This is a genomic window from Calditrichota bacterium (assembly GCA_014359355.1).
Taxonomy (GTDB): Bacteria; Zhuqueibacterota; Zhuqueibacteria; order JANLFK01; family Oleimicrobiaceae; genus Oleimicrobium.
The window spans coordinates 1-12391 of sequence record JACIZP010000062.1; the positions used below are offsets into that span (position 1 = coordinate 1).

General features: G+C 59.4%; 18 protein-coding genes. 15 read left to right on the top strand and 3 right to left on the bottom strand.

Annotated elements, in window-relative coordinates; all coding sequences use genetic code 11:
- From H5U38_02715 to H5U38_02725, 3 genes are all read right to left on the bottom strand, one after another.
- The coding region (locus H5U38_02715) for a hypothetical protein (protein MBC7185925.1) at positions 1 to 499 on the bottom strand (499 nt) is incomplete at its 3' end.
- A 225-nt stretch (positions 500 to 724) separates the two neighbouring features.
- Positions 725 to 1468, bottom strand: a complete 744-nt coding sequence (locus H5U38_02720) for a Nif3-like dinuclear metal center hexameric protein (protein ID MBC7185926.1) — start codon at positions 1466 to 1468, stop codon at positions 725 to 727.
- Between the two features lie 321 nt (positions 1469 to 1789).
- Entirely contained in the window at positions 1790 to 2368 is a 579-nt protein-coding gene (locus tag H5U38_02725) for a nitroreductase family protein (protein MBC7185927.1), read from the bottom strand.
- 246 nt (positions 2369 to 2614) lie between these two features.
- On the opposite strand from H5U38_02725, the gene H5U38_02730 reads away from it, so the two are divergent.
- From H5U38_02730 to H5U38_02800, 15 genes are all read left to right on the top strand, one after another.
- Positions 2615 to 2929: a winged helix-turn-helix transcriptional regulator gene (locus H5U38_02730; protein MBC7185928.1), complete on the top strand. Its 315-nt coding sequence runs from the start codon at positions 2615 to 2617 to the stop codon at positions 2927 to 2929.
- Between the two features lie 66 nt (positions 2930 to 2995).
- Complete coding sequence (locus H5U38_02735) at positions 2996 to 3559, top strand: hypothetical protein (protein ID MBC7185929.1); 564 nt, start codon at positions 2996 to 2998, stop codon at positions 3557 to 3559.
- Positions 3556 to 4002 (top strand): DoxX family membrane protein, encoded by a 447-nt coding sequence (locus tag H5U38_02740; GenBank protein ID MBC7185930.1) that lies wholly within the window; start codon positions 3556 to 3558, stop codon positions 4000 to 4002. Before H5U38_02735 ends, H5U38_02740 begins: the two co-directional genes overlap by 4 nt.
- Positions 4003 to 4033: 31 nt before the next feature.
- Positions 4034 to 5332: a permease gene (locus H5U38_02745; GenBank protein MBC7185931.1), complete on the top strand. Its 1299-nt coding sequence runs from the start codon at positions 4034 to 4036 to the stop codon at positions 5330 to 5332.
- Positions 5333 to 5403: 71 nt separating this feature from the next.
- Positions 5404 to 5763 (top strand): hypothetical protein, encoded by a 360-nt coding sequence (locus tag H5U38_02750; protein ID MBC7185932.1) that lies wholly within the window; start codon positions 5404 to 5406, stop codon positions 5761 to 5763.
- Positions 5764 to 5774: 11 nt separating this feature from the next.
- Positions 5775 to 6047: a ferredoxin family protein gene (locus H5U38_02755; protein MBC7185933.1), complete on the top strand. Its 273-nt coding sequence runs from the start codon at positions 5775 to 5777 to the stop codon at positions 6045 to 6047.
- 286 nt (positions 6048 to 6333) lie between these two features.
- On the top strand, positions 6334 to 7080 hold the full coding sequence (locus tag H5U38_02760; GenBank protein ID MBC7185934.1) for an ABC transporter ATP-binding protein: 747 nt from the start codon (positions 6334 to 6336) through the stop codon (positions 7078 to 7080).
- A complete protein-coding gene (locus H5U38_02765; GenBank protein ID MBC7185935.1) occupies positions 7073 to 8023 on the top strand; it encodes a SufD family Fe-S cluster assembly protein in 951 nt (316 codons plus the stop codon). The genes H5U38_02760 and H5U38_02765 overlap by 8 nt, the downstream gene beginning before the upstream one ends.
- A gap of 190 nt (positions 8024 to 8213) precedes the next feature.
- Positions 8214 to 8615, top strand: coding sequence for a CoA-binding protein (locus H5U38_02770; GenBank protein ID MBC7185936.1), 402 nt, complete (start codon positions 8214 to 8216; stop codon positions 8613 to 8615).
- An 88-nt stretch (positions 8616 to 8703) separates the two neighbouring features.
- Positions 8704 to 9117 (top strand): hydrogenase nickel incorporation protein HypA, encoded by a 414-nt coding sequence (gene hypA / locus H5U38_02775; protein MBC7185937.1) that lies wholly within the window; start codon positions 8704 to 8706, stop codon positions 9115 to 9117.
- 6 nt (positions 9118 to 9123) lie between these two features.
- The gene (locus H5U38_02780; protein MBC7185938.1) at positions 9124 to 9873 is read left to right on the top strand and encodes a P-loop NTPase; all 750 of its coding nucleotides are present in this window, start codon (positions 9124 to 9126) and stop codon (positions 9871 to 9873) included.
- Positions 9866 to 10054 (top strand): DUF5320 domain-containing protein, encoded by a 189-nt coding sequence (locus H5U38_02785; GenBank protein MBC7185939.1) that lies wholly within the window; start codon positions 9866 to 9868, stop codon positions 10052 to 10054. The genes H5U38_02780 and H5U38_02785 overlap by 8 nt, the downstream gene beginning before the upstream one ends.
- Positions 10055 to 10238: 184 nt before the next feature.
- Complete coding sequence (locus H5U38_02790; protein MBC7185940.1) at positions 10239 to 10442, top strand: zinc ribbon domain-containing protein; 204 nt, start codon at positions 10239 to 10241, stop codon at positions 10440 to 10442.
- Positions 10443 to 10551: 109 nt separating this feature from the next.
- Entirely contained in the window at positions 10552 to 11346 is a 795-nt protein-coding gene (locus H5U38_02795; GenBank protein ID MBC7185941.1) for an NAD(P)-binding domain-containing protein, read from the top strand.
- A 166-nt stretch (positions 11347 to 11512) separates the two neighbouring features.
- Positions 11513 to 12391: sulfite exporter TauE/SafE family protein (locus tag H5U38_02800; protein ID MBC7185942.1), on the top strand; the 879-nt coding region annotated here is incomplete at its 3' end.

The window sequence follows — 12391 nt, forward strand, 5'->3', positions numbered from 1 at the left end:
GAGCCGTGGAGGAGCCAAGAGCCGCACCTATGGGGATCGAGCTCTGGATGCCGATGTTCACGCCGGTATCGAAACTGTCCACCACCCGGCTGGAGAGGAGTTCATAGAAAATGGCCGCAATGGCCGCCACCCATTCGCCGCGAGGCTCTTTGGCAAACAAGGCGCGAAGCGAGCCCGGCCGGCTCTTCTCCGGCATGTTCAGCACCCTGTCCAAGTCCCACTCCACCGTCGACGAAAGGGCGTACTCTTCTACCCCCAAGCTGCGCACCAAGACTCTGCGATCCGTGCGGCGCTGAACCCCCACCACCACGGCATCTGAGAGGGTGGTTTGCAGCACCACCGCCCCAAAGGCGGTGGTCAGTCCCCCCATGAGCTCCAATCGCGCCGGAGCGTGGACGATGAATATGTCGCGGCGGGGCGCAAAGATCCCTCCAAAGGAGCGCTTCATGGTCTCAATGAAGGCCTTAACCTCAACAGGTGGTTTCTGCTTTCCTAACATTGGCTCCGCCGAATTGCCATCACCTTGCTTGTGGGCCCCTATTCCAGGCCCCTACTGAAGTTCAAATGTATCGCTGCGCGCCTCCTCACGACGGCAGCGGTACTTGTTGCTGCAGCCGCGCTGATGCGCGCCTCGATACCCATCTGCAAAGCGTCTCAGGGAAGCACGCCTTCTGGGGGCCCGACGCTTGCCTGGCGACCCTGGTGAGGCCTTTCCCAGCCAGTCTCACACCGGATTGGGCAAGTCGACGAACTCCACCTCCACACCGAACTCTTGGGCGATTTGCTCACCGAGCACCTTGATCCCCAATCGCTCGGTAGCATAGTGGCCGGCCGCCACAAAGTGGATGCGACTCTCCTTGGCCAAATGCATTGCCGCCTCCACCGGCTCGCCGGTGATGAAGCAGTGCAAGTCTAAATCGATCGCCTCTCGCAGACGCCACGCGCCACCGCCAGAGACTATGCCCACGGTCTCAACACTGGGCGGCCCGTAGTCGAAGATCAACGGATTGCTCTCGTACAGGATCTTGACCTTGTTGAATAGAACGCGCACATCTAACGGCTCGGAGTACCTCCCCCAGTAGCCGACCGTGGCGAAACGCTCCAAGGACATGAGACCCAAGGCACGCGCGGCCAGCGCGTTGTTGCCAAAGCTTGGATGGCCATCCAAGGGCAGATGGTAGGCGACCAGCGAGATGTCGTTCTCCAGCAGTACGGCCAGGCGCTTCTTCAGAAACCCTTTCACTGCTCTGCTGTCCTGGTCCCAGAAGAGTCCGTGGTGGACGATGACCATGTCGGCCCCTTTGGCTTGTGCCTGGCGGAAGAGCTCAAGCGAAGCAGACACGCCCGTGACAATCTTGCCGACGTGAGGCTTACCCTCGACCTGCAGACCCTGAGGGCAAGAGTCCGCATAGGACGCTGGCTCGAGAAGCTGGTTGAGATAGGCCACAAGTCGATCTCGCGCGACCACCTTTGGTTCTCCTTAGGCAATGCGTTGCTTTGCTGGTGAAAATGGCCGTGAGGCACGGGTCGGACTCAATGTCCTTTCGTGCCAACAGTAACTTGTCAACGCCCCATACACCGCTCACAGGCGAGCTGGCACCGACCGCGGCGCACGATCTGGCTGTAAGGCATGCGGCCGGACGCGCGCATCCTCAATGGGCAGGAAGCACCGCCCGCCCGCTCGTCTGGTCCCCACCCTGTCCGAATCCAGTGATCCCTTGCTCACATCCCTCTCGATCTGGCTTGCCAGTTGCACACCCACTCGGGTTGCCGGATGAGTGGTTCGGTCTTAGTACTTGTTGTGGTGCATGACGTCCTGGAGTGCCCGCTTGGGCACGTGCAGCACTCCGTCCTCGTCGCGCCAGTACTTCACGGAATCTTTCAGCAGTTCAACCTGCGGACTTTCTGCCGGGTAACCAAGAGCAAGGACGGAGTCGATGTCGCAATGCGCCGGAATAGCAAGTGCCTGGCTTACCCTGGGACGGTCCACCGACCCGATCCAACAGGCGCCTATGCCTAACTCTAAGGCCACCAAAATCATGCTCATGATGGCGGCACCTGCATCGTGTTCGCCGCCTTGCTGCCGGCGCTCGCGATTGAGAAGCACGACCACATATGCGGTCGGCCGCTGCCCGGGAGGAGGCGGTCCCTGCTCAGGGGGGAGGTAGCCCGCCCACTTGGTACACGAAAAGAGCAAGTCCACAAGCTGTGGGTCATCCACAATCACGAACTCGCAAGGCTGGAGGTTGGCGCCGCTAGGGGCTAACCGGGCAGCGTCCACGATCTTCTGCAGGGCAGAGAGCGGCACCGGCTCCGGCCTGAAGCGGCGGATGGTGCGCCGGCGCAAAATGAGCTCATAGACTCCCATTGCACCCTCAGTTGGTTGCCGTGAGCGACTACGGACGGGAAGACCGCAAGTTGTTGCTGTAATTTAAGAGATTTTGCGGAAAAATCAAGCGAAAAGCCATCTCGACACCCGCGGCCTGCGGGAGCGACACTCTGCGCCGAGCCGCAAAAAAAGATTGCCCCGGCACAAAAAGTGCTTGACGGGGAGGGGGATGATTCATATATTTATGCACAAAAATGCATGAATGCATGAATCGGAGAACTTACCATGGAGCCCATGTACGAGATGGAGGCGCGCCTGCTCACCTCGCTGGCACATCCGAACCGCCTCATGATACTGGAGCTTCTGCGGGACGGCCCCAAGTGTGTCTGCGAGCTGCAGGCTGCGCTGCGGATCGAGCAGTCGAACCTCTCCCGCCATCTCAAGGTCATGGCCCAGGAGGGGCTCGTTGCTCCACAGCGCCTTGGAACGCGGTCGTACTATCGCGTTGCCGAACCGCAGGTGTGGGCTTTGCGGGAAACGGCTGCCGAAATCGTCAAGAGGCGGCTGGCTCGTTTGGCCAAGATGATTGAGGCCGAGTAACACGCGACATCCATTGCGGCTCAGCAGGGCTTTGGAAAAGGTCGGGAGATGCAAGAGAGGAGCTCGATGGCCGGACTTTTCCCTTCGCGGCAGACGCTTGGGCAGGCGGCTCTGTTGACTGGGCTCGCCGTCATCGTGGGCCTGGGGTGGAATGCCCTGTGGCCAAAGGGCGTGGCGATTACGCGTACCCGTCCGCGGCCACCCTTGGCGATGCCGGCCGCTGAGGGTGAGACGCTGCTGTCGGACATTGCTCTTGGGGCTCGCGATGCAGGGCCTCGGGTCTACTACGTGACACTGACCCAGATGGATTCGCTGCGCGCACAGCCGGGCGTGGTGCTGGTGGATGCCCGTCCCGTGGAGAGCTTCACAAAGAGGCACATCCCCGGCGCCATCAGCCTGCCAGTCGACGAAGTGTGGCAGCGATCTGCGCAGCTCGCCAAGCTCGCCGAGGCACCGTTGGTCTTGGTGTACTGCGATGACCCACGCTGCGATGCAGCCGAACGCCTGGCAGATGAGTTATTGGCGCACGGCGTGAGGGCAATTGCCGTCTATCACGATGGCCTGCGCGGCTGGATGGATGCCGGACGGCCGGTGGCCCGCGGAGAACGGGCAGACGGAGGGCGAGAATGAAGGGGAGGTTTCCGTTCGTCGTGGTACGCGTGGTGCTGGGCTTCATCTTCGTGTGCGCGGCGGTGGGCAAGATTGCCGACCCTGCGGCGTTCGCCTGCGATGTTGACAATTACCGTCTGCTGCCCTATTTGGCCGTGACCCTGACTGCTGCCGTTCTCCCCTGGTTGGAGCTCTTGTGCGGCGTGAGCCTGATCATCGGGCGATGGACAAGGGGGAGCGCCCTTCTGGTGGCGGTGATGTTGGTGGCTTTCCTGGCCGGCCTGATTTCGGCTTTGGCGCGTGGCTTGGACATCGATTGCGGCTGCTTCACCTTGGGAAGCGAAGCCAGCAAGGTGAGCCTGCACCGGGTCCTCGAGGACGTGGTCATGTTGGCTGCTGCTTTGTGGATTTGGCGCAGGGAGGAGAGTGCGGCGCTGGCCCGTGCGAGTGGGAAGAGCGCGTAAGAGTCGTTGCTGTAGCAGTGTGGAGAAAGGAATGGACTGGAAAAGAGAGTGGCGGACGCTGGTGCTTATTGTTGTAGGTTTCCTGGTCTGTTTTTACCTGCCTGTGGGGACGCCCCGCTTCGATAGGGCCATTGCTGAAGCGCTGCAACTGGTCAAGTGGTACGCGCGGGAACACGTCGTGCTCTGCTTGATCCCTGCCTTTTTCATTGCCGGTGCCATCGCTGTGTTTGTCAGCAAGGAATCGGTGATGCGCTACTTGGGGGCGCGGGCCAACAGGGTGCTTGCCTACGGTGTTGCCTCCGTCTCCGGAAGCATCCTGGCGGTCTGTTCGTGCACGGTGCTGCCGCTTTTTGCCGGCATCTATCGCATGGGAGCCGGTCTGGGGCCTGCTACCACCTTTCTCTACTCGGGGCCGGCCATCAACGTCCTGGCCATTGTACTGACGGCGCGCATCCTCGGGCTGCAACTGGGGATCGCCAGAGCGGTCGGGGCGGTGCTGTTCAGCATCGTCATCGGCCTGCTCATGCACTTTTTCTTCCGCAAGGAGGAGTTGGCAAAAGAAGAGGCACAGATGCTGTTGCCAACACCAGAAGCAAAACGCCCGCTGTGGCAAACAGCCACCTTTTTCGCCTTGATGGTGGCAATCCTGGTGTTCGCCAACTGGGGCAAGCCGGTGCAGGCCGTTGGCTTGTGGGCGAGCATCTACGGCGTGAAATGGCTCCTGACCGGGGTTGCTGCTGCCGCGCTGGCTGTGGTGTTAGCCACCTGGTTTCGCCTGGGCTGGTGGAAACTGTTCCTGGTAGCAGGTGCCACGGTGGCTGCCGCTTTCGCGGTGCCGCACACGCCGATGATTTCCTTCGGCGTGGGTGTGGTGGGCCTATCGATCCTAACGAGCCGTGACGACGGAGAGGCAGGCGAATGGTTTGCTTCCACGTGGGGCTATGCCAAGCAGATCTTGCCTCTCTTGTTCTTCGGCGTGCTCGTTGCCGGTGGGCTTCTGGGCCGCCCGGGTCAAGAGGGACTGATACCGTCGCGTTGGGTGACCCGGCTGGTGGGCGGCAATTCCCTGGGCGCCAACCTGTTTGCCTCGGTAGTTGGGGCGTTCATGTACTTTGCCACGCTCACCGAGGTGCCTATTCTGCAGGGACTGATTGGCAATGGGATGGGCCAAGGGCCAGCTCTGGCCCTGCTGCTGGCGGGCCCGGCTCTCTCCTTACCAAGCATGCTCGTCATCCACAGCATCATGGGCACTAAAAAAACGCTGGCGTTTGTTCTCCTCGTGGTGGTCATGGCCACCGTCACAGGCATGCTGGTCGGCGCCCTGGTGTAGGGGTGAGGTGAATCTGTTGGGTGGGTTGTTGTTGCTTTTGTGTGAGGTTAATTCTAATGGAGGAAAAAGCTATGAAGAAGGCTGTCATCGTCTGTACGTGCAGCTTTGCCTGCCCGAGCATGAAGGACATCAACTTCGGCGAGCTGAGCGAGCGTATCCGCATGGAGCTGCCCCAGGACTATCTGGTGCTCCATCCTCGCCTCTGCGAGGCCAACGGCGAGAACTTGCTTGAAGACCTGCTCAAGCCTGGAGTGAAGTACGTCACCCTCGCGTGCAAGGAAGAAAAGCAGAAGAAGCTCCTGCGTGACGGTTTTGCCCGTGCGGGAGTGCCCATGGACGACAATTGGCAACCGATAAGCATCTCCTTCAAGACCACCGAGCAGGCGCTGACAGAACTGGCGAAAGCACTGGAAGAGGAGGAGAAGAAGTGAGCCAAACCTACATGAACATTCCCAGGGAGGAGATCCCCTGGTATCCGACCATTGACCAGGACGCCTGTACCGCGTGTGGGAACTGCGTGGACTTTTGCGCAAACGGCGTTTTTGCCCAGAAAGAAGATTGCGTGGAAGTGGTCAATCCCTACAATTGCGTGGTGGGATGCGACGCCTGTGCCAAGGATTGCCCCTCGGGGGCCCTTCATTTTCCCAGCAAGGAGGAGCTGGTGCAGAAGCTGCGCGAGCTTCGTGAGGCGTACGCCGACAAGGCGGAACGCTAGTTGGCTTTTGGGGCTATACTTCAGGGAACCACGGTGAGTGCTGGTCTGCGCCTCACCGTGTATTCCCTTTGCACGGGCGCACCTCTTGGCAGACCCGACGTTCAAGCAACGTTATGGTCGAGGCGAAGAAAGGGAGTGGCCCTTCGCTCTTCGGGAAGAGGTCGAGGAGCAATAGGGAGCGAGCTGCTGGGAGCCGCGGGGTTGGTGTTCAACTCATTGTGCACCCGCGGCCCTGCGTCCGTTTCCGCGTGAAAGGACCTCCGGGAGCATGAGTGGAGCTACAGGGATGGGAAACCTGCTCGAGATACGTCAGCTAAATCTGGCGCTGGACGGTCGGCCGATCTTGCGTGACTTGACCCTCGACATCAGGAGGGGAGAAGTGCACAGCATTCTCGGCATGAATGGCACGGGCAAGTCCACCCTGGCCTACGCGATCATGGGCTTGAGTGGCTACCGGCCGCAGTCCGGCACGATCCTCTTCGCAGGCGAGGACATCACCCCCCTGTCGGTGGCGGAGCGCGCCAAGCGAGGAATCACCCTGGCCTGGCAGGAGCCGGCCCGCTTCGAGGGCCTCAGTGTCGCGGAATACTTGCGCATCAGTGGCCGGGCCAACAATGGCCCGCTGAGCCCGGCAGAATGTCTGCGCATGGTGGGTTTGAATCCTGAGCGCTATCTCTCGCGGATTGTGGACAATACCCTGAGCGGCGGCGAGCGCAAGCGCATCGAGCTGGCCTCGGTATTGGCTATGCAGCCCAAGCTGGTCATTCTGGATGAGCCCGATTCCGGCATCGACGCCCTGTCCATCGACTACATCGTGGATGACATTCGTGCCTTTGTGCGCCACGGCGCGTCGGTTCTGCTCATCACCCACCACGAGGAGGTGGCGCGCATGGCAGACAGGGCTTCCTCTCTGTGTGGAGGCACCATTCTGAAGACGGGCCTGCCGGAAGAGGTGGCGCGCTTTTTCCGAAACCACTGCCGGGAGTGTCCCCATGTGAACCAGCCGGAGGAGGAGATCTACCGCAATGTTTGATCCGCGCCAGGAGTTTGAGCTCCTCGCTGAGGCGTACGAGAAGAGCGGAGGGCAACTTGATGCACTGAGGGATGCCCAGGTCGGCAGCTTAGTGGTCAGTTTGAACAAGATTCTTGCCAAGAACGAGATACCAGGCCTGCTTATCGAGGGACAAGAAACCGCCAGCGGAGTTCGCGCCAGGATCACGGTCAAGCAGGGCACCGTGATCGAACGTCCCGTGCACCTCTGCTTCGGGGTGTTGCCCAAAGAGGGGGTGCAGGAGGTCGTGGCCGAATTCGTCATCGAAGACCAAGCAAAGGCCACCTTCCTGGCGCACTGTTCTTTTCCGAATGCCGTAAGCGTCAGACACCTCATGCAGGGCACCGTCCGGGTAGGCAAGGGGGCCGCGATGACTTACAACGAGACCCACTTTCACGGTGACGAAGGGGGTGTCGAGGTGCTGCCGGTGATGCGCGTGGAGGTTGCAGAGGGGGGTGAGTTTCGCAGCGAGTTCAAACTCACCCAGGGGGCAGCCGGCCGGGTGGAGATCGACTATGAGGTGCGGGTTGGCGACCACGGCCTCTGTGAGCTGTATGCCAAGGTCTATGGGAAGCAGAACGACAGCATTCGCGTGAAGGAATCGATTTATCTGGACGGAGGAGGTGCTCGCGGGCTGGCCAAGAGCCGCATTGTGGTCACCGATCGCGCAGAGAGCGAAGTGGTAGGCGAAATCGTGGGCAACGGACCCTCGTCGCGGGGGCATGTGGACTGCGTGGAGATTGTTCAGGGCAAGCAGGCGCGTGCCAGCGCCGTGCCCATGCTCCGCGTAGTGGACGAGACGGCCAAGCTCACCCACGAGGCCGCCATAGGCAGCGTGGACAAGAAGCAGGTGGAGACGCTGATGGCGCGCGGTCTGACCGAGAGCGAGGCGGTAGAGGTGGTAGTCCAGGGTCTGCTGCGATAGAGCGCGACTGCTGCAGTTTTCTCTCCAGAACTGGAGGGAACGGACTGTGCAGTTGCCAGGGTCGTGGGCGGATGAGACAGTGGTGCCAACAAGGCTCAACCTTGAGGTGACGCGCGAGGCCCCGCTTGGGCTTATCCAGTCCGGCCAACGTCAGTGCCGAAGGAAGGGAGAGGAAGGAAGAGGGACGGACATGATGTCGCCAGAAGAGGTCCTGAGGACGCGAAAGGTTTACGCCCTGATAGGGGCTTCGCAGGACGTTCTCAAATACAGCTACGAGTTGTTTCACACTCTTCTCCAGGCCGGTTACACGGTCTACCCGGTTAATCCCAGGTACCAGGCTATTGATGGTCAACGATGCTATGGCTCTCTGGGAGAGTTGCCGGAGAAGCCTGAGGTGGTTATTACCGCGCTCGCGCCGGCAAATACGGAAAAGGCACTGGAACAGGCGGCGGCTCTGGGGATAGAAATTGTGTGGATACCCCCAGGGTCCTCGTCGGACGAAGTGCTGCAAAAGGCTCTTCAACTGGGCCTGACCGTGCTTCATGGCGTGTGCCCTGTCGGTACGCTCCGACGTCTCACACGCGGCGGCTGAGAGGATATTGGAGGGGCAAGTGGCGCGCAATAGCAGTTAGGCGCTGGCACGGTGGACTTGGCGCTGAGGCTATGTCGAGGAGTCGAACATGCATGAATGGGCTTTGGCTGAAGGAGTTGTGGCAACGGCCATCAAGGTGGCTGAGAGGGAGGGGCTGAGAGAGATCACCGAGATCAGGGTCAAGATCGGGGAATTGCAGCAGACGGACATGGAGGTCTTTGAGTTCGCGTTGAAGGAGATCGTTCGTCCGCAGACTGCTTTGCTCAAACGTGCGCAATTCATCTTCGAACCGGAACCGGCTGTGCTCAAGTGCCGGGTGTGCGGCACGGAGTGGGCGTTCAAAGATGCGCTGAAGAAGCTGGATGAGGAACAGTCTGAGTCCATTCACTTCTTGCCCGAGACGGCTCACGTCTATGTGAGGTGTCCGAACTGCCACAGCCCGGATTTTGAGGTCACCAAGGGACGCGGCGTGTGGCTGGAATCGATAACCGGAGAAAAGTGAGGCAATATGGACCCGAGGCTTAGCATCATCGAACAGAGGTTGCAAGACGTCCACAGGGTCATTGCCGTCGCGGGGGGCAAAGGGGGAATCGGCAAGAGCTCCGTTGCTGCCACCCTGGCCCTGGTGCTGGCACGCACCGGCCACCGGGTGGGCCTGCTTGACCTGGACATCTGCGGACCTTCCACTCATGTGATCTTGGGGATCAAGGACGTTTACCCCACCGAGGACAAGGGCATCGTGCCTCCGCTCGTGCACGGCATAAAATTCATGTCGATTATCTACTACGCTGGCGACAACCCCTCACCCATCAGGGGCGCTGACATCTCCAACCTCATCATCGAGCTGCTCACCATTACCCGTTGGGGCACGTTAGACTTCCTGGTCATCGACATGCCGCCCGGTATCGGCGACCCGACGCTGGATATCATCCGCTTCATGAAGCGGGTGGAGTTTCTGGTGATAACTACCCCTTCAAAGGTCGCGCTGGAGACGGTGAGGAAGCTGGTCAAGATGCTCATTGAGTTAGGCATTCCCATCACTGGCTTGGTGGAGAACATGAAGATGCCGTCTACTCCGGGGATTGGCCAGTCGTTGGAGCCGTTCGGTGTGCCGCTCTTGGGTGGAATAGCGTTCGATGAGGGTCTGGAGCAGGCAGTGGGGGATGTGGACAGGTTAGCGGAGAGTCGCTTTGCTCGAGATCTGACGGCTGCTCTGCGGAACATAATCGACGAGACAGGAGGGAAGAGCCATGTGTAGACCTTTCGGACCTCATTTTCACGGCGGGCATGCGATGATGGGGTGCTGCTGTGGGCCCTGGGGCTGGCGTAGGCCCAGCAAAGAGGAGCGTTTGGAGTGGTTAGAGTCCTACCGCGACGACCTCAAACGGGAGTTAGAGGAGGTCGAGAAGGAAATAGGGCGGGTGAGAGATCAGGAGTAGGCTTCGATGCCCGCCTGGTGTGCCGACAGCAGGGAGTGCGGCCCTGCGAGTAGATTGGCGGCTGCGCATGCGGAGCCCCTCTATGGCAAGGCGAGGGTGGAGCCGAGTTCCCGTGCAGAGCTTGTATGGCGAGTAGCTCCGGTGCGTCAAGATTGGTGCCGCATCTCTTTGAGGAGGAATCGATATGCCGACCTATGAGTTCCGCTGCCTGAGCTGTGGGCATCAGTTCGAAGTGTTTACCTCCATCAGTCAGAAGGAGAAGGGGTTGGACCTCTCGTGTCCCAACTGTGGCGACGACAGGATCGCCGAAGTCTTTGGCTCCGTGATGATCATGCACAAGACCGGGGAAGTGGTGCCAACTGGCGGAAGCTGCTGCTCACGGCGATGAGATGATGCCAGGCTGGCCAGTTTCGCCAGCGTGTTCTGGCGCGCCGGGAGGCGATGGCGTCGCATGCCTACCAGAGACTGGACGCAGATACTGAGCCGAGGAGGAACCCATGGGAGCGGAAGGAACTCTTGGCTTCATTGGCGGCGGACGGGTGACCCGCCTGCTGCTGGAGGGTCTGCGCCGGGCCGATGGCCTCCCAAGACAAGTCGTGGTCTACGACCCGGAAGTGAACAATATCGAAAGACTATCGACTATCGTTGGCGATCTCCTGGTCAAAGCCGACAATAGTCGGGCCGTCGCGGAGGTGGCCGATTGGGTGTTTCTGGCCGTGCATCCGCCGGTCGCGGCTGAGGTGTGCGGTCAGATCAAATCCGCGTTGAAAAGAGACGCGACCCTCATCTCGTTAATCCCCACGATCAGACTCCACCATCTATCCGGGATGCTCAACGGTTTCAACCGCATCGTGCGCATGATTCCCAATGCACCCTCCATGATCGGCAGGGGTTACAATCCGGTTGTTTATTCGGACGGTCTCACGGCGGGTGACCGTTCGTCCCTGGTTAGCCTGTTCCGGCATTGGGGCGAGTCACCCGAGGTGCCCGAAGAGCACCTGGAGGCCTACGCCATCGTCACCGGCATGGGGCCCACCTACTTCTGGTTCCAATGGCTGGAACTCATGCGGCTGGGGACGGAATTCGGTTTGAGCGAACCTGGAGCCAGGGAGGCAATGGCGGCTATGCTGCACGGGGCGGTGGATGCTATGTTCCATTCCCAACTGCCTGCCGAACAAGTGCTGGATTTGATTCCCGTTCACCCGCTGAAAAACGATGAAGAAGCCATCCGGCAGATTTTCCAGAACAGGTTAGGCAGTCTGTATCAGAAGCTGAAGACAGCAACCCGGTGACTACCCATAAGACCGAACGGGTTGACGTGACAGGAGGAAATTCTGATGAAATGATGGTCATGTCCCTGCTGGTGAGCGTGGAGTTAATTCCCATCAAGAAGTTCATCGTTCCGTTTGTGAGCTGATTTTACAACTACCTAAGGAGGTAAAAATGAGTAGTGCTCAAATGTCTTTCTGGAAAAACTATCTTCCAACTATCATCTTGCTGATCCTCCTTCTGATTGTTTTCATCGGGCTCTTGCCGACTGGGAAATTGAGCGGTGAGAATTTGCCGCCACTGACTGTGGCTCATGGCAGCATTTTGATCGTCATTGGCCTGTTGGCGGGTCTGCTTGGCGGCTTGATCGGTACTGGCGGCTGCAGTGTGATGTTGCCGGCCATTCATTTCTGGCTGGGTTATCCAGCGACCATTGCCGTTGGCACTACGCTTTTTGCCGTGGTTTTCACGGCCATTTCTGGCGGCTATGGCCATCTCATCCGAAAAAATCTGGATGTCAGAACTACACTGTGGGTTGGCATTTCCGGTATCGTTGGCGTCATCATCGGTTCCTACCTGTTCAAATTGCTCACTGCGCATACGGCGCTGCTGGGATTAATTCTAGGACTGGCGTTTCTCTGGCCCGCTATTCGCATGATCTGGGAAGGACTGTTGCAGACCAAAAAACCCCAGGCAATGGGTGACTCCATTCCCGGACCGGCATGGGGTTGGGCAATCATGGGATTGATCATCGGCATTTTGACCGGCGTGGTCGGATTGGGTGGTGGCTATGCGCTGGTGCCGGGTTTTATCTATTTATTTGGTGCACCGGTCTATATCACCATGGGCACGTCGCTGGCAACCATGATCCCATTGGCTGTCGTTGGCGGTGGCATTAAATTGGTGCAAGGATTTGTGGCGCTGGGCGCAGGTCTAATTCTGGCGGCGGGCACAGTAGTTGGGGCTCAAATCGGCGCTGCCATCATCAAAAAATTCAAACCGACCACATTAAAACTGATTTTCGGACTGTACTTCCTGTATGTTTCAATAAAGTTCATTGCGGCATTT